We start from the raw sequence: 22,263 nt of genomic DNA, 5'->3' as shown, positions 1-22,263 counted from the left end.
CCCGGTGGGGCGATGGAGGACACGGCAATGCCGTTTCCCTACCCCAAAATCATCGCTGGCGCGATCGGCTCTCACCCTCGCCCGATTCGTAGGGAAACGGCACTGCCGTATCCTGATTTCGGGTAACGGGTAAAATCAATCCACCGGATTAGATCTCAGCATCGACAACGAGGCGATGGAGGACACGGCAGATGGAGGACACGGCAGTGCCGTTTCCCTACCCCAAAATCATCGTGAGCCTGTCAGTAACAATATCTTTTGTCTTGAGCTTTTGATTGTCTGTGGGAGATGCGTTTATGTCCTAGGAGAGTGGAGATGATGATGCAGCGTTGGCTGTTTTTTAAATTGGGATGAGATAGTGTGAGGGTTCCTTTGGCTCTGATACTGGTTAGGGTGCAATCGTGGTCGCTTCGAGATACGGGGCAACCTCTGTGGTTGAACATGACGCGCCAGATTGTTCCCTTTTCTTTTTGCTGGTTGCTTTCATTTACTTGTAGGAGTGTTGTTTCAGATTTATCTATTTGAATTTGCGGTTCTAGATTTTTCCACTGACTGGCTGGTACTTGGCCTGGGGGAATGTCGGCTTGGTGAACTGCTATTTGTACATTTTCTCCTACTTCTTTGAAGCTGGTTTGCCATGAAATTTTGTCGCGTTTGGCGTTGCTGTGGGCAAGTTCCATTGCCGAATAAGCTCGATCGAGCGATGCCTTTAAACGCTGGTTGTTGATGAACATCAGCCAAGAGGGGGCGACGATCGCACTAAATATCCCTACGATTAAAATAATTATCAATGTCTCAATCATTGTAAAACCTGCGGCAGGTGTAGTGGCTCTGCCTTTGAGCGTTTTATTTATTGACACGTAGATGCACTCCCTGATATTTAAATGGCAACAAAATAGCTAGGAGGAGCTATTTTTTATTGGGTATATTTTAACTTTTGGGTTTGGTAACTGTGCAGATCGGTATTTACTGAAAATATATGGGAATTTAAAAAAGCTGCGGTTAACGACACATCAGGGCTGTTTCCTTACAGATACAGCCTGCAATGTATATTTTGTGAGAACACGGCAGTGAGGACACGGCAGTGAGGACACGGCAGTGCCGTTTCCCTACAGCAAATTTGTCGATCGCCCGATCGGGCAATTTATCCGATCGGATAATTCGCCCGATCGGATAAATTGCCCGATCGGATAAATTGCCCGATCGGATAAATTGCCCGATCGGATAAATTGCCCGATCGGATAATTCGCCCGATCGGATAATTCACCCGATCGGATAAATTGCCCGATCGTATCAATTGCCCGATCGTATCAATTGCCCGATCGGATAAATTGCCCGATCGTATCAATTGCCCGATCGGATAAATTGCCCGATCGTATCAATTGCCCGATCGCGTAAATCGCCCGTGTTGATTCGATCGCCCGGTGTGGATGAAAGTCGATCGCCTAATCGCTAATTTTGGGCTCTCACCCAAGATCGAAAGGCTTTCATGGCGACGTTTCTGCCGGCTGTTTTGCTTTTTTCTAAATATTGGGGGATGAGCTCGGTGATGGGGAAGTTGGGAAACTGGAGACTGCGATCGGACTGTATGTATTTTCCATCTTGCAATACGCTGATTTGCAGGTTGCGGCCGTTGTAGCGCCACAATTCGGGTACTCCTAATGCTTCGTAGTTGTTGAACTGAGTGCGGGAGGTGAGGTCGATTTCTATGGCTAAATCGGGAGGTGGGTCTGTTTCTAAGTCGATGCTGTTTTTGCCTCTGACTGCGGCTTCGTTTTGAATGTGAAAACAGGTATCTGGTTCTACTCCTTGAGCCATTTTTTGATTTTTGAATGTGGTGGAGCCCAGAGACCAAAATTCAATACCAAGTTCTTCGAGTAGTGCTTCAACTAAGTTACCAATCAGGACTTTACCAATTTCGTGTTCAGGTAGGGGAACCATGATTTCTAATGTTCCTTTGCTGTATGAAAGTCGGGATGCGCGACTTTCTCCCAATTCTGTTAATAGGGTTTCAAACATCTGCCAGGTTATGTCTTTGAGTAATAGTTGATTTCCTGGCTGGATGATTATTTGTTTTAGTTCTAATAGCATAGTTTGACATTTTTAATTAGATTTGAAATATAAAATAATTTAAGTTAATATTTTTAGCAATTCAGAACTTATGCGGAATTGCTGTTATGAATTAAGATTAAATTTATTTAAAGCTATTAGGGACACCCAGTTACTGGATCGTTTCCTTCAGCAGTTCTCATTCCTCCTAGGATAGTTTCCACAATCACGCACTGTTTGCCTTTGGTATTAGGCCCAAACCCAGATGGAACAGATGTATCAAATGGAGCAACTGAAACTACCAATCGCCTATTATTGTTTGAATCTAATGGAAGTTGTTTCACGTTTCCCTTATAGTCAAAAACGATCGAGTTTGCAGGAACAGCATAACCATCAGTATAAGCAGTTGCATTAGTTGAAATCGCAATAGTGCGGGGTTTGATTTCGCCTCCGCTACTGAAAGTTTCTTTTCGGATCTCTTTTTTTAACGGATCGGGTTCTGCTGGATTGGTATCGATCTCAACTCTTGGCGGATCGGCAGATATGGGGGTAGAAGATGAGGTATAAAATGTAACTGTGACATCGCGCTTACTTCGCTTAGCTTCGCTTTGCGCACTTCGTAATGATTGCAAAACTCGATCGTTTACAGTGCGAACTCTTTGTCTGTTGATGAAGGCCAGCCAGCTTGGGGCGGCGATCGAACTTAATATACCTACGATCAACGCTATCACCAGCACTTCGAGAAGGGTGAAGCCTTTATCGGCGTTTCTGGAGCGAGTATTTTTGTAATGGGGATTTGCTTTTGTTGGAGAAATCTGCAAAACTTTTAATAATATTGGGGTTTTCATTTTATTCTCCTGTTTTTATTCGCTGCTGGCGCGATTCGGAAATCATTTTTAGACATCAGTTATTGTCCTCGCGCACCGAGACCTTGTACTTGCACGCTTGCTGTTGGGAAAAATGCCGATTTGTTGGCAGCATAATCAGCATTATTGGGTTGAAGGCGGCGCAGACTATTTCCTCTGAGCGTAACTCTGGCTATGTTTTTAGATGTATCAACACAAGCGTAGAAGCTATTAGCTGTGTCCGGCGCGGCGGGTATTCTTAGCGTTGTTTCTGGGATTAGCGCTGGCGTAACTCCTGTTGTATCGGTGGGATTGCCAAGAGCGGTTCTACATTCATTACCTGTGACTGCCGGCCCTGGGCTGTGGTCGATGTAATTAACCAATACCTCCGGAGGGTCTGTCGCGAAATTAGCTGCTCCCGTCGTCACATTTTGAGTGGGGTTACTGATGTCAAAACCTGGTTGAGTGGTATTACCTGGGTTAAAGGCATCACTGCGCTGTTGACCTGTGCTTACACCCGTAAAGTAGCGTTGTGATGGATCTGGATCTGTCGAGTTAGGATCTCGCAATCCGTCCTGAATTTGATACCTAACAATACGGGTAGGACAAGCGGTTCCTGATGGCTGACACCAAATAGAGTTAGAACTAGCCTCTCTAACTTGGTAGTACGCAACTAATGCTAGAACATAGGTATCGTTGCACGTATTTGCGCCGGTTGCTGTTGTTGTGCAACTATTTGGTTGGGCACCTGCCGTCAGAGGCATAGAATTCGGGAGAAGCTGCCGCTTCCAAAATACAAGAATTGGGGTTTGATTTGCGTCTGCGGGGGGGATGAAATTCCCTGCTAGGAGTGCAGGGATGCCTGTAGCGGTAGTGGTGGCATTGTTGGTAGTAGCGGGATTATTATCATAAATATAAATAGCTTGACTCAAATCTTGAGCCATGAAATCAAGTGCCGCCTGAATGTCTTGCTCGGTGTTTGACTTGACTTGTTCCCTCCTGTCGGTATTCAGCATATCGACTACAAAACCGAGCATCGGCGTAATGATTAAAAATGCCATAATTGCTCCGACTAATAGCTCGACCAGAGTCATGCCCTTTTCTGTTTGAGCTGACCCTGAGCAGTTTCGCTGGTGCTGACTTTTGAGAAGCCACCTGAGTAAAGTTTTCATTTTGACTTTTTCCTTTGCCAAATGGGGGAGCGATTATGATTTGATAACACGACTTTGATTACCGGCAGACAGAGGAGTTAATAGCTCCATTAGGGTTAAGCCGAGAACATAATGATTGACGCGCTGAAGCACCCCCTTGTGTAGTAGGAGGAATTTGTGTTTTCATTACGACCAAAGGCGCTTGAGGATTGCCAAGACCGGAATTACCAACTGATTGCTGTACAGTTGTCATCGTCGCTCCGGTAAACCCATCCGCGCGGTAAACCCTCACAGTCAGCTCGTAGCCTGTTGGTGTCGGATCGTTGGTTGTATTAGCTGGATTTCGCCAAAGACCTTGAACAAAAAAGTCTTTGCTGTCATCACAAGCTGGGGTTTCATTGAAGTTAACGCAGTACAAAGTATTACCCGGGCTTGTTGTAGAAGCAGGAGGAGGAGGAGCCGCAGGAGCAACAGATGTATCTCGCGCAGGAAAACCTGCTGGGCTTGTTGCATCATTAGGTCTGATCGCCCCCACTCTCAGAGCGTTGATGTATGCTGTAGCCGCCTGGGTGGCCAGTTCCATCCGCCGCGCTTGTACGCGAGTCGCTACTGAGTAAGCCATCACCGGGGCGATCGCAATCATCAGCACCGAAACTACAATCATCGCTACCAATGACTCGATAATCGTGTAGCCACCATCTCGTGACTGGGATAAATTTTGCTGTCGTTGTCGCTTAGTCATAAATAGGACTCCAGTAATTGCGCGGCGGAAAGTTAGAGGGTTAAGTGGGGCAACCTGCGGGGCGAGTAGAAGTCGCAACTTGATTGGCATTAGTCGGCTGATCGGGAGCTACACGGCCGCACATCAAAGTTGTTACCCACGGGTCATTGCGACCTACTTCCCGGAAATACTCGGCTGGCTGAGTCTTTGTCGAAGGAGTCGTGAACTTTTGAGTAAACAAGTCAGGAGGCTGAGATAGCAGACCAACATCAAAACCCCAGTTCCGGGCTGGCGGGGTGAAGTATGGAATCCGACCACCTTGTATGTTGTATCCAGTTGGTGACAGACTATTTGGCGGATTTGCAAGAATAGCAGGCTGTCCGGCAGGATCTGGTGATAGGGCGAACAGACTTGCGAGCTGAGCTACCGTATCTGCCGGAAAGTTCTGAGGCAAAATTGGCTGATAGGGTGCGGTACTAAAGGCGCTGCGGTTTTGCTGGACGAAAGACCCTCGGATGTTAGTCGCAATTGCAGTGCCTGTACTGGAATCACTCCAAATCTCTAAGAATCGGGGGAAGTTTTGCAAACCTCCGTTAAAGTCACCCGACGAAGTGTCTAGCGCCCTCGAAGGAGTGTCGCCCGATCCAACGATCAGATTGAAAGTAGTATCAGCCACTGCATGGGAAACCCACCCTGTGCCTTGTGCAGCATTGGTACCTTGTGGCAGCCCATCAGGTGCTCCTGTTACACCCAGGAACTGCGGAAATGGCATCAATAGCGGCTGTGACCCATCGTACGGTGCTGCCGGTACAGTAGTTACTTGTGGTAATGGAGTTGTGCTTCCTGCTGCTACCCAGGTTGGTAGAGGTACTCTGCTACCGTCTATATTGCCGGTAGAGAGACCGTCGATGTTGACCAGATACAAAGGATTCGTCTGAGTGTAAGCCGCGTTACCCCCATTATTCTGTGCAAACCACAGAGCGTTAGTTCCTAAACGGCCGTTACCACCTGCTGTGATAGTTCCTGCTGCATCAGTAATTGCCAAAGGCTGCGGAGGGCTAGCAGTTCTGTCAAAAGCCACGCGGCGGGGGAATCGCTGCAATTCTGGCAATGGGGGATCGACAGTCGAGCCAGCTTGAAAAGTAGAAGTACCAGGGTTAACAGGGTCAGGAGAGGTATAAGGCGTACCCGCATCCAATAAAGTTTTTGCCGTCTGTCCCGAGGCTCTCAGATCCACAAACCAGTCCGCATCCGTACACTCAGAAACCGGCAGTTTTGTGCAAACTTCCATTACATACTCTGGCAAAGCCTCCCGCCGCTGGACGGGGGTAACAAAGTTATTGAAATAGGAACTTGAAAGCGGGAGATTGGCTAGATTCGGTTGAGCCACATAGGTAGCGTCTGTCAGCGGTGTAGCGCTAGCACCTGCAGCACCTACTAAATTGCCGTTGTCTGAAAACGCCCCGCTGGAAAGTCCGTTAGTTACAAAGTTGTTGTTGTAAAATCCTTGCTGTCTGCGAGGCAATACAGCAGCAGCACCCGCATTGTTTCTCAGATCAAAATCTCCCTCGTTGCGGAAGCCAAAACGGTAATTTTGCGATAGAAGGGTGACTGCATCTGCCAGCACTGTTGCCTGTCTCCAAAAGTCCCCCACGGTACAGTTCGGAAGCCTCGGATCGCCCGCGCGGCAGGCAAAGTTGGAGTCAAGCTCGGTGCGGGTATAAAAATTTCCCCAATCAGGGTCCACAGTATCCGTAAACTCTTCCACTTGTGTAAACTCGGGTGTAGGATTCGCAGGATCTGCGGGCGGGATGTTGCCGTGAAGGTTAAAGTTTCCCTTGATGTAAGCCGGCAAATTCGATACCAGGGTCAACCCTTTTTCTCTGACTACAGCATTTAGATCCGTTGGTGTTATGGGAGTGTTGCCGGCGCCGCGAAATAGCACCTGACCGTTAATTAAGACTATGCCGTTAGGCTTGCGGGTTGGATCTAGTCGGTTGTCTGTAGGACTGAGTGTTTTGTCTGTCAATGAATTTGTCGATCGAGAGCTGCGATCGGGCAGCGCGTCGTCTCGGCCAGCATAAATAATCCCGCTGTTGGGCAGCAGCCATTCCGTCACCGTAGTATTTGGCCCTGCAATGTTTGTTCCGCGCAAGGCATTGATGTCTAACTGAGTGGCCCGAATTTCTAAGGGTTCCCGTTCTTCTAGGGGTTGGTTGTAATTGCCTGTTAATTGTGCTGCTGGTGCGGCTGTACCCAGTGGACTGCTGAGGGTAAAGGCTTCGTTGACGATCGTGTTCGGGTCGTCGCGATCGACCGCCTTGACTTCTCTGCCGTTGATAAATGCTACTTCTTGAATTGCCCCGTTAGGAATCAGTGCAGAATTGGGAACGATCGAGGCGTCAAGTATTTGTAGGGCACAATTAGTTGAGTCAATAGCTGCTTGTTGTGCTAGGGTGCGAGCCGCCGGAGCAACTTGGAGAGCGGTTCTCAACGGTCCGTTGGCAAACCTACCGTCTGGAAAAACCATATTTGCCTGGGCCTCCAAAATTACGTCTCCACCGCCCAGCAAGCCTGTAGCGGGGTTCAGGATTGAAGCGGGAACCGCCGACTGCAATCTCGTCGGGGGGTTGTAGGTGATGCCGTTGTTAGAGCCTATAAAAGTCTGCTGCGCTCCCAGTCCTGCGTCGCGTGTTGCCACATCTGGTGCAAGCGCTCCCTGTCCGCTGACATCGGGCAGCGCTCCTGTCAAGATGTTTCTGGCTGTGGAAGCATTGCTGGGGTCGTAGTAGCTGCTGACACAGGCGAAGGGGGCTTGAGTTGGTTGGGTTCCGGCTGGTGCTGCTGCTAGTGCTACTGGGTTGAAGCCGCTGTTTGCATAGTGATAAACTGCCGTTGCCCGCATCCGCAAGTCACCTTTGGCAAATTTGCGAGCCGTGGCGGGGTCTTCAGCAACAAAATTATTATTAGGATTTGTGTCTGCTGCAGGCAAGCCCGTAGCGTCTGGCAGAGCTGGGGGTGCCACCGGTGGCGACCAAGTTGCGGTGTCCCAGTTTACCCAATTTCCAGGAGCAACAGCAGGCGCACCCGCCAATGCAGTACCGTTGTTCCAGACTTGAGAACCCGGGCCCAAAGGAGACATCGGCATGGAGTCGGGCCACACGACACGGTACTCTTCCACAGCAGCAGTTTCCGGGTCGTCGTAAGTATTGGTGGTAGCAACGGGAGGGATAGCAACGGATGCGGGGCCCGTTCTCAATGTACCGGTACCATCTATCCAGGTAGGTGGCGGCAGGAAGGAATTAGTGCGATCGTACACTCCGGCGCTGGTAATTACCCGCAGACCACCAACACCGTCAAGGGGAGTTCTCGGTTGTTCAGCGGCGCTTTTTTCCCAGAAACCATCTTGGAAAGGATTTGCGGGGTTGGGTGCTTCGCCGACACCGTTGCCGCGGTCTGTTGCTCCCACGTCAGCAATTTTGGTTACTTGGGGTGTGCGGGTGCGAACTGGGCCGTTATTTGCCCATGTAGTGGTGCCATCTACTTGCTGATCCTCATTAGTAAAGCTGGTGCCGTTCCACCGCAGTGCTGGCAAGTTGTTGCCTACCGTGACTCGATTGCCCAAGAAATTTTCGCTGTCAGTAAGTTTTAACTTAGCGGGGTCTTCGGCTGGTAGCTGATCTGGACGAATAGTAAGTCCCGTCGGCCCGGCGACACTGCCTACTGTCGCAGTTCCATTAGGAATGCTCCAGTTCAGAGCATCTCTGGGTCTGAGGGTGTCACCGGCTCCTTCTATGAAGGGAGGGGGAGGAAGGGCCGCATTTTCTGCAAAAGGAACTTTCCGCAGCCGTTCTTTAAAATAATCTTGTAATGCTTGAGCGCGACTCTGGCTTTTGGGGGCCAGCATTGCTTGCTGAACTGAAGTCGGGTCAGTACCTGCTGCATTTGCTAGTTGAGCGTTTACTAGAGCAGCTAACCGCTGGGAGTAGGCGTTGTTGTTGTATAGTACCGCAAGGCTGTTTTCCGCTACAGATTGATTGGTGGCGCTGTTAATTGTTAGCCCATCTGCATTTGGTTCGTCTGTGTCGGCTTGGCTTTTGAAAATATCTACTCGCACGGGATTTATCTGGGCATTGTCGGTAGTGTTGTCCGACCACCCATTCACAACATTACCGCCTACGACTATTCTGCTATTTTCTTGATCGTAAAAACAAGATTGCTTGCTACTGACTTGATATAGTTGTACAGTATTTGCCGAATTTAAGACTGTCACCAAAAAATTACTATTTGTAAATATCCGCCCGTTTAGATTGAAGCTGGGCCCAGGAGATATCTCTAAGTCGTCTTCATATACCACGGCATTGTTGCTGAGGGGAATACGGCTTTGGTCTTGCTGGTATTCGAGAGCCGATATGCTGGGGGTTCCAGAGAAAACTTGAAACTGGTTGGCGTTCAAGCCGTTTGCCATATCGTCCTGTGTAATCGGTACGTTAACCGTGTAAACAAAGAAACTTTTCTGGAACCTGCCATTTAGTCTTTCCCAACCGGAGTCCCCTACCAAACTTGCAACCGTACCCTGTCCTTGAGTACAGGCTGGGTTGATAGTTCCTGTTCGCATGGGCGGTGTTCTGGCATCCAGTTCCCTTCTCGTTCTTGTAGTTTTTGGGGTACGAAAGTAGATTCCGTAAAGAGTAAAAGTGTCAAATATACCGTCGTTATTGGTATCGACGGGATATCTCCAGGCAGTATTTAGCTCTTCATTTTCTCTGTTGGGTGCGCTAAAAAGCGAGCTTCTTAGGTTCGCAGGGGTAGGGTCGGGAGTGCCGTTGTCATCTAAATCGGCTCTGAGTACCAGGCGTTCCTCACCCGCGAACGTATAAAAGTCTGGGTCGGCAGCAGTTGGGTTGGCGGGATAGGAAGACATAATCCGGTACATTTCTGCATCGGATGGAGTCGCCGTCGGTCTTTGCGGGTCTTCCCGCAGCATATATTCAATTTTTGCTTTTGCCCGATCGAGCGCGGGAGTCGCGGCCGCCAGCACCTGCTGGTTCACGCGCACGTTACGCGCCGTGTTCGCCCGATCGAACGATCGCAGGGTAATCGCCACAGTCAACAAGATCACTACCAGCAACACCATCGTCACCGTCGGCAACACAAAGCCCGCCACTGGCAATCTCGCCCTGCGGCCCATAGCCATGAGCGATCGTAGCATTGCTCTCATCAGCCGCTTCGCCCCCGATCGAGTCACACGGAGAACCCGCCGCAGCAGCAATACGATAACTTTGGATAATTTGCTCTTAAACATTGACGCCTTCCTGAATGATTTCAGAGATGGTATTGCAGGTAGTTACTGCTTGACAGTACAATCCCATCTTTATATTGTTCCCATTTTCCGCAACTTGCATATCAGCCTCTTGCACAAATTTCAATCTGTACTTTGGCTGAAAAATAAAACCCACAAACCCGCCACCAAGCTCACCGCCGATAATATATTTTTCAGCGAAAGATTTGCAGGGCAAAGATTAGTGCTCGGGAACTCCACTCTAGTCTAGTTCGATCGAGATGTCAGTGCCCAGTGACCGGGAGCATCTCACTTTTGCAGTTAAGCTAGAAATTGGAGTTTTAAGGCCCGAGGCCCGAGGCTGCGAGGAAAGAGGAAGAAGGAAAGAGGAAGAAGGAAAGAGGAAGAAGGAAGGAGCCAGAAGAAGTGTTTTTACAAATATGAGATGCTCCCCCAGCGGCCAAGTCATGGAAAGTGCTGTTTTTGTACCGTGCGAGCCTCCCTAGCCCCGCTCAAGAACGGCTACCATTTACATAGGAGTCGATCGTTTACCTTAACAGTCTTGGACGCACAGACTCTACCTATAGGGTGAGCACTGCGCACCTTACCACTACAGATAGTGTAAAAAATGATTCCTGGCGTAATTCCTGCTTAAGTTGACACCAAGAATCACAGTTTTTTTAATTAACCTGTTTGTTAATAGATTGCTTGGGCCAAGTAAACCGAAAAGTTGCTCCCTCACCTTCGGCAGATTCCAGCGAAATACTGCCCCCTTGACCTTCGACAATTTTCTTCACTAACGACAAACCAATGCCAGTATTTTCAACTTTATCGCGCGCTTCCAATGTCTGAAAAATCACAAAAACTTTATCGTGATATTGAGCAGCAATTCCCGGCCCGTCATCCGCCACAGAAAACTCGTAAAAATCATCTAACTCTTTAACCGATATTGTGACGTTACCGGATTCAGCTCGGTTGTGCTTAATTGCGTTGCTGATTAAATTAGAAAAAACCTGCTGTAACGGCAATTTTTCGGTCACAAAAGTTGGCATTCCCGGTTCAATTTTCACCTCAAATCCAGACGGGGGTGCCAGCGAATCAATAATTTCTGCTAATAAATTCTCAACTTTTACCAGTTCTGAAGCTGCTTGAATCCGTCCGACGCGGGAATATTGCAGCAGTCCCTCAATCAAACCTTCCATTCTGTGAACTCTGCCGCGCAGCAGGTTCATTTGGTGCAGAGTCTCCTCTGTCATCGAGTCGCTGAGGTCTTCTTCTATCCAACTGCTGAGATTTGCGATCGCCCTGAGCGGCGCTTTCAAATCGTGAGAAACTACATAAGCAAACTGGTCTAATTCTTGATTCCGCTTTCTCAAAATACTCGTCGTTTGAGCGAGATTTTGTGCCGTCCACCTCAATTCTTGAGCGCGCAACCGCAGCGATTCCTCAGCTTGTTTTCGTTCCCTAATATCTTCTACCACACTCATCAGAAATTGACTGCCATCTTGTTCTCGCAGCAGCGAAACAGTCAAGTTGGCCCACACCAACTCTCCATCTTTGCGGACATAGCGCTTTTCTAGAGAGAAATTTTCAATTTCTCCTGCTAACAGTTGGCGCAAAAGTTCCAGTTCGCTTGCCAAATCTTCGGGAAAAGTAATCTCTTGAAATGTTTTCTCCACCAATTCTTGGCGGCTGTAGCCCAAAATCTCGCAAATTTTTTGATTGACTAACAGAAATTTACCTTCCACAGTCTTTTGAACCATGCCGACTGCCGCCTGCTCAAAAGTAGCGCGAAACCGCTGGGCGCTTTGGGCTAAAGCCATTTCTGAGCGTTTGCGATCGCTAATATCGTTGCTGATTTCCAAAATAGCAACCGGTCGATCTAGATCGTCGCGCTGCAAAGTCCACCGGCTGGCCACCGTTATTTTTGTCCCGTCTTTCTTAGTTCGCACCAGTTCTCCTTGCCAAGAACCCTTCTCGAAAAATACTTTTTGAATTACCTCAAAAGGTTGGGCCCATTCTGTTTGTAAAAGCTTGTGAATATTTTTTCCTATTGCTTGCGACTTCCGCCACCCGTAGAGCCACTTCGCCCCCAAATTCCAATAAGAAATCGCGCCGTTCAAGTCTAGTACGGCGATCGTATCGTTCGCTAAATCCAGCATTTGCGCTTGCTTGCGCAGAGTTTCCTCAGCTTCTTTCCTTCTTCTGGCATCGCGGCAAATCGCAATAAACAAGTGTTGATTTGCCAGACGCATTTCGCTGATAGCTAACTCCATCGGAAACTTAGTTCCGTCGTGGCGAATTCCAACTGTTTCTTGCTGGTAAGTCTTCAGCGTAGTATCTGGATGTAACACAAAATATTCGACCGAATAATCCCCCACGCTGCTGTACGGCTGCGGTTGAGCGATCAGCCGCCGCAGGTTAGAGCCAATTATGCGATCGGCTTTCTCCCCAAAAATCTTTTCTGCAGCTCGATTAAAAGACTCAATGTTTCCCCGTGCGTCCAAAGTAATAATCCCGTCAGCCGCATTGTCAACCACAGCTTGAATGCGACTTTTACTTTCTTCCAAGCCTGCTTCCCGCTTCCTCAATTCTTTCTCTAAACTATCAAATAAATACCAGGAAGATCCTGCACCCAAACAGCCGAAAAGCAAACCAGCAACTTGCACAAAATTAGTGAAATCTATCAAATCCCGTCTTTGCAGATCTAGAGCTTTCTGGTAGGCTTCGCCGGCATTAGCAAACACATTGATTTTTGCGCGCAGGTTATCCCTCCTCAATTTGCCTTGAGCGAACACCTCAATTATTTCCGGCGACTGCACGCTTGTTGCCGAACTGTCGAGCTTATTCAAAGTGTTTTGCAAGAAATTTATATGCTGTTCGGTACTTTTTTTTATATCTTCAAATCGCTGAGCTTGCACTTTGTTTTCTCGAACCATAACCTGGAGTTCAGCCAGCAGCGGAGGCAAACTCTTCTTGGCTTCTAAGTAGGGTGAGAGAAATGTGTGGCGCTTCGTCAACCCGTAACCTCGAATGCCAGTTTCCGCATCCACCACCAGGGTTAACAAGCGGTTAGTTTCCTGAAGTATTGCTCTATTAGTATCTGCTCGCTCTCTTATCTGTAGGGTAATCTGCCGGAGGCTTGCAATTGCTAGCAGTGAAGCAAACAGAAAAATCATGGGGATAGCAACGATGATTGTTCCCCGCTGGCGAATCGGTCGGTCTGTCCAGACAAATTGCAGGCAGCGATCGAGCAAATACTTCACGGATGTTGAAGGAGAAAGTTTGCTGGCAGTATATCAATTTTTGGCAATTTATGCTATGGATAAGTTCGTTTTTTTTGTTTGGCGATCGCCGGGGACTAACTGTGGAAACTAGATTAGGCCCCTGCGATGGCTACCTGCTAACAGTGACAGCAGATTTTTTAGCAAGCTTTTTGAGGGGAGGCAAGGAGAAGGAAAGGCGTTTTTTCGGCAGCGAGACTGCAGGCGAAGGCGAAAGACTCGTTTCTACTTTACCTTGGTTTTCGCCTTCGGCTGTTGCTTTCAAACTAGAATCTGTTTCGCAAGCGCTCTCAACATTTGTAGCTACAGTAATCCACCTGCCTGTAGCAGGATCGCGATAACAAGTGAAAGGATTTATTTTTAGCGGTTGACTGCAAGGTTTAATCATGTAGATGCACTCCTTTGATTCTGAGAATTTGCACGCAGCTTTGAGTGGCATTGCTATCTCGCCAGTAGAAGCAGCAGTTTAAAGGCAAAAAGCAGAATTGTGTTTCTGCGTCCAGAGACCTTTGATAATTCCTGATTTCCTGTTAACTTTTGCCTGCTACTGGTTAGCGACCATAGCATTACTTAGGACTGACGCACGATTGTTGAGAAACCGGGTTTTTTTGGGAAAAGACGGGTTGTAGACGCCAGATTCGGTAAAAAACCCGGTTTCGCACGGGCCCCGATGGTAAGTCCTGATTACTTTTACCAAATTGCCTTTCTACAAGCAACACCCTCTCCCTGCATGAGGTTGAGGTGCGACTCGTGAATGCAGCCAGAGGCCATATCCTGTTTGCGGCACAAGTTTGGGATAATATAGGTATTCTAGGCTGAGAAAAAATGCTACTTTGTGATTAGCAACAGAGGTCGATCGCGATCGGCGTCACAATTACAGCGTATTCCAGGTTGATGAAGTGTAGGGACAAAGGCTTTCGCCGTGTCCCTACCGGGATAAAACGATAAGCGGGGTACTTCATAAACGTGGAATCTGCTGTATCAATAAGAATTGGGAATTGGGCATTGCGAATTGGGAATCGATGATTCTTCCCTCTTCCTTCTAACTAAGTAAGTGTGTGGGAAAAAACACAACTGTGTTAAGAACAATAAATGAGGCTGAAACCCTCTTCCCTCCTGCCTTCAGCATAGCTGCCTCCTGCCTCATTCCAACTACAAATATTTACGCCGTTCTACTTAATATCAACTTTTGCCTTTAAGTGAACAGTAAAACTAGATCCAACACCCAACTGACTTTCAACAGAGATATCGCCGCCCATCATCTGGCAAAACAAGCGGCTAATGGCCAATCCCAAACCGGTGCCCCCGTACTTGCGAGTAGTCGAAGCATCCCCTTGAATAAAAGGTTCAAACAAACCGTGCTGCTGTTCTGCCGACATCCCTATCCCCGTATCAGATACCTGCAAATAAAGCCAATCGCTGCCTTCTACTGGTTTGCGAGTAGCGCTCAACACCACTGTGCCACCTTCGGTAAACTTCAAGGCATTGGATAGCAAATTAAACAGAATTTGCCGGACTTTAGTCAAATCTGCATACATCGCTCCCAAATTCCCCGAGCAAGAAACTTGCAATTGATTGTGATTTTTTTCGACCAAAGGGTGCAAAGTTGCAACGACTTCTTCTATTAAGTTGCCGAGGTCAAAATTTTCTAAATAAAGCTCCATCCGACCGGCTTCTATCTTAGAAAGGTCGAGAATATCGTTAATTAAAGTCAGCAAATGTTTGCCGGCATTATAAATTTTTTGGGTATCGGGAATGATGTTTTCGAGTCCAGATTCCAGTGCTTCTTCTTGTAGTATTTCGCTGTAACCGATAATGGCATTGAGCGGCGTCCGCAGCTCGTGGCTCATATTGGCTAAAAAAGTGCTTTTAGCTCTGGAAGCTGCTTCAGCTTTGTGTAAGGCTTCTTGCAAAGCTATTTCGGCTCTTTTGCGCTCGGCAATTTCGATGCGGAGCAGTTTATTGGCGGCGGTGAGTTGAGCGGTGCGCTGATCGACGGTCATTTCTAGCTGCGCTTTGGCTTTGGAGAGGGCTTCCTGAGCCCGCTGGCGTTCAAATCCTTCGATCGCCAGTGCTACCAAATTTGCCAAAGAATCGGCGAAGGTGCGCTCTTCCAGAGCCCACTGGCGGGGCGCGCCGATATGTTCGAGAGAGAGGATGCCCACGATCTTGCCGCCGAGCCTAATTGCTACATTTAATATGGATGAATTGGGCTTGGTGGCATTCGGCAGCACAGCGGAAGGTTCCGCTACCGCAGATGAGCGGGACAAATTTGTTTTTAGAGGGTTTGGAGTGTTTGGCGCAGGTTCTAAAGCTTTGTCCGATCGCAAGTTTTCGCCCGGTGCGTCGCCTTCGACATCTAAAATTGAAAATTTTAAATCGCTTGCGGATATGGATTCGCTGGTCAAATGATTTTCGCGGGTGCGATCGTACAAGTCGAGACAAACTAATTTGAGGCTGGGGATTTTAAACTTAGAATGATTGCCCCCCTCCTCTTGCTCTGGGGCTGCGTCTGTATCGATTGCCTCTGTTTGGTTGTGGGCGAGCGCTCTCTCTGTAAAACTTAGCTGGGGATCTGTCGGGTAGCGAGTTCCATATCTGAAATGGTTGTAAAGCCAGACGCTGACTTTTTCCACTTCCAAAGTGCGGGCTGCCGCCTCGGTAATTTCGCGAATTCCCACATTCAGCGCACCGCTGTTGAAAGTTCTCTGCCTACCTAGCTGCAACAAAGCCAGACTCTGGCGGCGGAGCCGCTTTTCGCTCTCTTGGAGGGTTTGTTCTGCTTCCTTGCGCTGGGTGAGGTCGTACAATGCGCACAATGCGGTCTGTTCGCCGTTAAACTGAAGGGACTGAACTGAAATCATCGCCCAGAAGAGAGTGCCGTCTGCCTTTTTGCAATGGAGTTCGTAGTTTTTGACATAACCGTTTGTGGTAATTTCCTCTATGATCTTCGGGCGATCGCTCGGGTTGACGTAAAAGTCTGGGGTGCTGCTGCCGATCAATTCTTCGAGGGGCATGTTCAGCAGAGAAGCCAATTGAGCGTTGGCATACAGAATTAAGCCGTCCGAGAGGCGAGAAACCAATACCGGAACGGGAGTTGCTGAGGCGATCGCCCGAAACTGCTCTTCGCTTGAGAGCGCTGCCACCTTAGCTTTGCCGAGCAAGTCAGCTTCCATGGTATCGGAATGTTCGGTGGTAGTCTGCAGCAAAATTTCTAGGTCAGCCTTTTCGCCCTTCAAGTTTTCAAGTTCCGCACTCAGTCGCTGAACGTCCAAAAGTAGCTGTTCTCTCGATGGTTCTTCCTGCATAGCAATTGACAATTGGTAATTTTTAGTCTGTTGAGAGTTTTTTTACGATTTGGTGGTAACTTAACTGTGACTTATTCCCATTAACTTGGGTCGCCCAGATCTTGGTGCTCGGACTTAGCCTGCACTGATTTTTACATTTTTCGATTTACTATTCTAATTCTAAGTGCAAGGAAGGCATCAGCCGCTGCAAGTTCTTGAGGGATTTTCCCTGCCAGGGTATGTGTTTAGAGCCTTTTATGGCGATTTTAATATTTTTTTGCTGGCGCACTTTGATGACAAATTTTGAGACAATGTTAATTCCAGAACTATTTAAAAATTCTAGTTTTCGCAAGTCTAGAGTAATTGTGTTTGGCGAGGATTCAGCCACTTCGTTGAGCAGATCGACGATCGGCGCGTATTCTTCCATCTGGCTGAGCCGGAACGAGCCGCAGCAGGTCACTGTTTGGGTAGCGCGATCGTACAGGATGGTGTAATCTTTGGTCTGAATCTCCATACTTTTGTCAGTTGCCGATTGTCAGAGGTAAAGGGGCTTTGGCTGTGGGAGCGAAGATTGAGCTTCACGCTAGCACGATAAAAATTCGGTCGCTTGCCGACTGCCTTTCCCTGTGTAACTTGTACTGCATATACTGCTAACTGTACCATTGCCCCAGGGAAGTGATGAGTTATTTTTTTGGGATTTATCCGTTGTGATACCGGTTAAAAAAAGAATGCAACTGTTGAGTAGCTCTCAACCCTGGCAGTCATCAGTCGTTGCCAATCTAAAATTTACAATCTAAAATCAAAAATTGTATGAGTTGTGGGGGGGTGATGAGGGAGGAGATCAATGAAAGCAGCCAAGCTAGAAATCTCTGTTTTGAGGCTCTCTTGCTGCGAGGCAAGAGGCAGAAGGAAGGAGCCAGAACAAGTGTTTTTACAAATATGAGACGCTCCCGTTGATGAGAGCTGCTTTTGCTGAAGTTCCGAGTTATCAATTCTGTTTTTTTCTCAGCTTGGTATTGACAAAAATACCAAAACATGAGAAAGATTTAACATCTGGCACAGTAGTTAGTTGGAGAAGATTTAATGGCAATTTCAGAAATTACAGAAAAACTTTTGGCTGCTAAAAAAGCTAAGGGAATTAGTTTTGCCGACTTGGAAAAAGTTTTGAGTCGCGACGAAGTTTGGATTGCGGCGGTTTTTTACCGTCAAGCAACCGCATCAGAAGATGAAGCCGAGAAAATTGTCTCGGCTTTGGGACTAGACAGTCAGACGGCTGCGGTTCTCTGTGAACCTCCGTTAAAAGGTTCTTTGGATGCCTCCGTTCCAGTTGACCCTCTGATTTATCGTTTCTATGAAATTATGCAGGTTTACGGGATGCCGCTCAAAGCAGTGATACACGAAAAATTCGGTGACGGGATTATGAGCGCGATCGACTTTACTATGGATGTCGAGAAAGAAGCAGACCCAAAAGGCGATCGAGTGAAAATAATTATGTCGGGAAAATTTTTGGAATACAAAAAATGGTAAGCCCGTGCCACTTTACCTTCAAGTGAAAATTAAAAATTCAAATTTGCTCGAATGACTAATGACTAATGACTAATGCCTCAAAAGTGTTAAGTTAGAAATAGAGATCGCGAAGCTTGACTCCGCCAAAAAACGGAGACAAGCCCCCGACTTAAGTCGTGCAGATACCCAAATTTTAGACCCTAGTTCAGCTCCAAAATTTATCTGTGGAGTAAATCTAAAATCTAAAATCTAAAATCTAAAATCGACTGACTGGCTTGGGTGTCGGATCGGGAAACCTTTCTAGGGCAAAGCTAAGGTCGATCGCGCGGCAACTTCCCCAGTAGAAACAAGCAACCGCAACCGTAAAGTAAGAGGCAAATATGTCAAAATATGACTCCCATCTGAGATGCTCCTTTTGCGGCAAGTCGCAAGAGTACGTCCGCAAGTTAATAGCTGGGCCCGGCGTCTACATTTGCGATGAATGCGTGGAACTGTGCAATGAAATTTTAGAGGAGGAGTTCTTTGACTCCAGCAAAACAATTGGTCAACAGATTCCCCAATCAGAGGTGCGAGAGTCTCAGGGACAAGGAACGCGGCGCCCGGGTCGATCGAACAAATCGAAAATTGTTTTAGGTCAAATTCCAAAACCGACAGAAATCAAGCAGCATTTAGACAACCACGTCATCGGCCAGCACTCAGCAAAAAAAGTCCTTTCTGTAGCAGTTTACAACCACTACAAGCGCTTGAGCGTTGACCAAGTTAAAGATAGCGACAAGCCTTCCCCCGACAGCGATGTGGAACTGCAAAAATCCAACATCATGCTAGTGGGCCCCACAGGTTGCGGTAAAACTTTGTTAGCGCAAAGTTTGGCGCAAATGCTCGAAGTCCCTTTTGCTGTAGCGGATGCGACGACGCTGACTGAAGCTGGATATGTCGGCGACGATGTAGAAAATATCTTGCTGCGGTTGTTGCAAATGTCCGATTTTGATGTCGAATCAGCGCAGCGGGGCATTATTTATATTGATGAAATTGACAAGATTGCTCGCAAAAGCGAAAACACTTCGATCACTAGGGATGTATCGGGAGAAGGAGTGCAGCAAGCGCTGCTAAAAATGTTGGAAGGAACGGTGGTTAACGTGCCCCCGCAAGGCGGCCGCAAACATCCTTACCAAGATTTTATTCAAGTTGACACTAGCAAAATTCTATTTATTTGCGGCGGTGCTTTTGTCGGTTTGGAAAAAATAGTTGAACAGCGTTTGGGCAAAAAATCTTTAGGCTTTATTCAGCCAACAGAAAGCGACAGCAACTCAACTTTGCCGGCGAAAGACAAGCGGGCCGCTGATATTTTGCAGCAGGTACAGCCGGACGATTTAGTCAAGTTTGGTTTGATTCCTGAGTTTGTCGGGCGGATACCGGTCGTGACGGTGATTTCGCCGCTGGATGAAGCAGCTTTGATGCAGATATTGACCGAGCCCCGGAATGCGCTGGTGAAGCAGTATCAAAAGCTGTTGAAGATGGACAGCGTGGAGTTGGAATTCCAGCCGGAAGCGCTGCGGGCAATAGCCCAGGAAGCCTACCGGCGCAAAACCGGCGCGAGAGCTCTCCGCAGCATTTTAGAGGAGTTAATGCTAGATGTGATGTACGAGTTGCCTTCTCGCAAGGATGTGGCTCACTGTAAGATTACTCCTGAAATGGTCGAGAAGCGATCGACTGCTGAATTGCTGTGGCATCCCGCATGGAGGCAGCACGAAACTGCTTGATTTATAGTCTGCAGGGTGCGCGCCTGGCACCCTACAAACTACTAAATCAGTCCCCAGAGTTATCCCTGCGGTCGCTTTCTCCAATCTGAAATCTAAAATCTAAAATCTAAAATCTAAAATCTAAAATCGATTGGCGGCAAGTGCGGTATGATGTGATTTCGCGATCGGTTCTAGCGGGGAGCAGCCGCTAGAGGAAACGGGGAAAGTTCGGTGCAAGTCCGGCGCTGTCCCGCAACTGTAAGGAAACCGTTAGGGTTTTTTAAGTCAGAATGCCCGCCGATATCTAACTCACTTTTGAACGCATCTGCGAGGTACGGATGATGGATGGAATTAACACGGCTGTACGCACAAAGCACAGTCTATTTGTTTGCACTGCTTGCGCTAGTGTTTGGAAAAACGGCAAGCGAGAAGGCAAAAGCGGCGGTCAACAATTAATGGAAAATTTGTCGCAACTCGCTAAAGATTGGGAGTTTTCCGATAAATTTGAGATTCAAGAAGTTGAGTGCATGAGTGCTTGCAGTCACTCTTGTGCGGTGTCTTTTGCTGCTGTCGGAAAGTACACTTATCTGTTTGGCGATTTACCAGCAAATGAGTCGGAAAGCGTCGAGGCGGTACTCGAATGCGCGGGTCAATACTATGCTAAACCGGACGGTTTGTTGCCTTGGTCTGAGCGTCCTCAAGCTCTGAAAAAAGGGGTTTTAGCAAAGATTCCACCACTACCAAATTAGATAGGTTTGTAGTAAGGGCTTTAGTTTTTTGCTTCTCGTTCCCAGGCTTTGCCTGCTAACGCATACGCAGAGGCTCTGCCTCGTATTAAAAGCGCTCCTTTGTTCCAGCGAGGCAGAGCCTTTATAGCAATTTTAAATGAGTAGTAAATTTTTTACCCTACCCCAACCCTCCCCTTACTAAGGGGAGGGAGTAAGAAATTCAAAAATGATTTAGGATTGCTACAGATTAGCATTCCCAGGCATAGCCTGGGAACGAGATATCCCATCACCAAATAAGCACAAAATTATCAATGCACAAAATTCCTGTTACTGTCATCACTGGTTTTCTCGGTAGCGGCAAAACTACATTAATTCGCCACTTATTGCAAAATAATCAAGGTCGCCGCATTGCTGTTCTGGTTAACGAATTTGGCGAAATCGGAATTGACGGAGAACTGCTGCGCGATTGCCAAGTTTGCGACGAAGAAGAAAATGTTAGCAGCAATATTGTTGAACTAACAAATGGTTGTCTTTGCTGCACTGTTCAAGAGGAATTCTTGCCGACTATGCAGGAATTGTTGAAGCGCAGAGAACAAATTGATTGTATCTTAATTGAGACTTCGGGCCTCGCACTTCCTAAACCTTTAATTCAAGCTTTTCGCTGGCCGGAAATTCGCACCGGTGCTACTGTGGACGGTGTTGTTGCTGTTGTCGATTGCGAAGCTGTTGCTAGCGGTACTTTTGTCGGTGATATCGATGCTTTGATGGCACAGCGGCAGGCTGATTCTAGTTTAGATCACGAAACTCCGATCGAGGAATTGTTTGAAGACCAGTTAGCCTGTGCCGATATGGTACTTTTAACGAAGGTCGATCGGGTAGATGCGGAAACTCACAAGAAAGTTCAAAGCTGGTTGCAGCAAGAATTGCGTCCGAGTGTGAAAATTGTTCCCTGCAAAGCTGGCGAAATTAACCCTGATGTGCTAATGGGATTTAATGCGGCGGTTGAGGATGATTTGGAGTCTCGCCCAAGTCACCACGACACTGAGGAGGAACACGAACACGATGATGATATTAACTCAACTTACTTTATTGCCGATCGCGAATTTGAACCTGAAGCTTTGGTGAAAAAACTGCAATCCTTGATGCAGCAGGAGGAAATCTATCGGATTAAAGGGTTTGTAGCGGTTCCCAAGAAACCGATGAGGATGGTGTTGCAAGGTGTGGGCGATCGCATAGAATATTTCTACGATCGTCCTTGGCAACCTTCCGAACTCCGCCAAACCAAATTAGTGCTGATCGGTCGAGAGTTAGAACGAGAGCAAATTGCAGCTATGATTAACAATTAATTGTCATGAGTCATTAATCCTTAGCCCCATGGGTAGACCTCAGAAACCGGGTTTCTTCCTATATTTCTCGTTCCTGTTCCCAAAACTCGTAGAAACCCGGTTTCTAGCCCCATGGGTAGACCTCAGAAACCGGGTTTCTTCCTATATTTCTCGTTCCTGTTCCCAAAACTCGTAGAAACCCGGTTTCTAGCCCCATGAGTAAGCCTTGAACCAAAGACTGCGTATTCCTCTAGTTAAAAACTCTTAACATTTTTTAATATACTTGCTACTAGCAGCAAGTTTGGTATAAAATAGCGATAATGGTTATCATTGTACAATAATCGAGG

The 22,263-nt window shown here is 47.5% G+C and carries 16 protein-coding genes and 1 riboswitch; of the genes, 6 read left to right on the top strand and 10 right to left on the bottom strand.

Annotation, left to right across the window (positions count from 1 at the left end; all coding sequences use genetic code 11):
• Positions 1–242: 242 nt before the first annotated feature.
• The 7 genes from QUA99_RS15800 to hpsA all read right to left on the bottom strand — a co-directional run bounded on the left by QUA99_RS15800 (position 243) and on the right by hpsA (position 10,071).
• Positions 243–803, bottom strand: a complete 561-nt coding sequence (locus tag QUA99_RS15800) for a type II secretion system protein (RefSeq protein WP_333238293.1) — start codon at positions 801–803, stop codon at positions 243–245.
• Positions 804–1,144: 341 nt separating this feature from the next.
• Entirely contained in the window at positions 1,145–1,348 is a 204-nt protein-coding gene (locus QUA99_RS15795; protein WP_333238291.1) for a hypothetical protein, read from the bottom strand.
• Between the two features lie 104 nt (positions 1,349–1,452).
• Positions 1,453–2,091, bottom strand: coding sequence for a Uma2 family endonuclease (locus QUA99_RS15790; protein WP_333238289.1), 639 nt, complete (start codon positions 2,089–2,091; stop codon positions 1,453–1,455).
• A gap of 116 nt (positions 2,092–2,207) precedes the next feature.
• Positions 2,208–2,897, bottom strand: a complete 690-nt coding sequence (locus QUA99_RS15785; protein ID WP_333238288.1) for a type II secretion system protein — start codon at positions 2,895–2,897, stop codon at positions 2,208–2,210.
• 59 nt (positions 2,898–2,956) lie between these two features.
• A complete protein-coding gene (gene hpsC, locus QUA99_RS15780; RefSeq protein ID WP_333238286.1) occupies positions 2,957–4,066 on the bottom strand; it encodes a hormogonium polysaccharide secretion pseudopilin HpsC in 1,110 nt (369 codons plus the stop codon).
• A 58-nt stretch (positions 4,067–4,124) separates the two neighbouring features.
• The gene (gene hpsB, locus QUA99_RS15775; RefSeq protein ID WP_333238284.1) at positions 4,125–4,787 is read right to left on the bottom strand and encodes a hormogonium polysaccharide secretion pseudopilin HpsB; all 663 of its coding nucleotides are present in this window, start codon (positions 4,785–4,787) and stop codon (positions 4,125–4,127) included.
• 40 nt (positions 4,788–4,827) lie between these two features.
• Complete coding sequence (hpsA, locus tag QUA99_RS15770) at positions 4,828–10,071, bottom strand: hormogonium polysaccharide biosynthesis protein HpsA (RefSeq protein ID WP_333238281.1); 5,244 nt, start codon at positions 10,069–10,071, stop codon at positions 4,828–4,830.
• Here hpsA and QUA99_RS15765 point away from each other — a divergent pair.
• The gene (locus QUA99_RS15765) at positions 9,962–10,318 is read left to right on the top strand and encodes a hypothetical protein (RefSeq protein WP_333238315.1); all 357 of its coding nucleotides are present in this window, start codon (positions 9,962–9,964) and stop codon (positions 10,316–10,318) included. The two genes, hpsA and QUA99_RS15765, sit on opposite strands and share 110 nt — an antisense overlap.
• Positions 10,319–10,727: 409 nt before the next feature.
• Here the strand turns inward: QUA99_RS15765 and QUA99_RS15760 are convergent, their stop codons facing one another.
• Positions 10,728–13,313 (bottom strand): PAS domain S-box protein, encoded by a 2,586-nt coding sequence (locus QUA99_RS15760; RefSeq protein WP_333238278.1) that lies wholly within the window; start codon positions 13,311–13,313, stop codon positions 10,728–10,730.
• 2 nt (positions 13,314–13,315) lie between these two features.
• Between QUA99_RS15760 and QUA99_RS15755 the strand changes: the two genes are divergently transcribed.
• Positions 13,316–13,672 (top strand): hypothetical protein, encoded by a 357-nt coding sequence (locus QUA99_RS15755; RefSeq protein ID WP_333238276.1) that lies wholly within the window; start codon positions 13,316–13,318, stop codon positions 13,670–13,672.
• A gap of 831 nt (positions 13,673–14,503) precedes the next feature.
• Here QUA99_RS15755 and QUA99_RS15750 read toward each other — a convergent pair.
• Positions 14,504–16,639: an ATP-binding protein gene (locus tag QUA99_RS15750; RefSeq protein WP_333238275.1), complete on the bottom strand. Its 2,136-nt coding sequence runs from the start codon at positions 16,637–16,639 to the stop codon at positions 14,504–14,506.
• A gap of 148 nt (positions 16,640–16,787) precedes the next feature.
• Positions 16,788–17,132 carry a slr1659 superfamily regulator gene (locus QUA99_RS15745; RefSeq protein ID WP_333238273.1) on the bottom strand — a complete coding sequence of 115 codons (345 nt, stop codon included), beginning with the start codon at positions 17,130–17,132 and terminating at the stop codon, positions 16,788–16,790.
• 569 nt (positions 17,133–17,701) lie between these two features.
• Between QUA99_RS15745 and cynS the strand changes: the two genes are divergently transcribed.
• From cynS to cobW, 4 genes are all read left to right on the top strand, one after another.
• Positions 17,702–18,145 carry a cyanase gene (gene cynS / locus QUA99_RS15740; protein WP_333238271.1) on the top strand — a complete coding sequence of 148 codons (444 nt, stop codon included), beginning with the start codon at positions 17,702–17,704 and terminating at the stop codon, positions 18,143–18,145.
• Between the two features lie 359 nt (positions 18,146–18,504).
• A complete protein-coding gene (gene clpX / locus QUA99_RS15735) occupies positions 18,505–19,884 on the top strand; it encodes an ATP-dependent protease ATP-binding subunit ClpX (protein ID WP_333238269.1) in 1,380 nt (459 codons plus the stop codon).
• Between the two features lie 148 nt (positions 19,885–20,032).
• A riboswitch (cobalamin riboswitch) is annotated at positions 20,033–20,179 on the top strand.
• 22 nt (positions 20,180–20,201) lie between these two features.
• Entirely contained in the window at positions 20,202–20,612 is a 411-nt protein-coding gene (locus tag QUA99_RS15730; protein ID WP_333238267.1) for a DUF1636 domain-containing protein, read from the top strand.
• Positions 20,613–20,902: 290 nt separating this feature from the next.
• Positions 20,903–21,937, top strand: coding sequence for a cobalamin biosynthesis protein CobW (gene cobW / locus QUA99_RS15725; RefSeq protein ID WP_333238265.1), 1,035 nt, complete (start codon positions 20,903–20,905; stop codon positions 21,935–21,937).
• Positions 21,938–22,263: the final 326 nt, after the last annotated feature.

This window comes from Microcoleus sp. F10-B2 (assembly GCF_036704965.1).
GTDB lineage: Bacteria > Cyanobacteriota > Cyanobacteriia > Cyanobacteriales > Microcoleaceae > Microcoleus.
The sequence above is the reverse complement of the archived record's forward strand: the minus strand, read 5'-3'. Positions and strand labels throughout refer to the sequence as shown.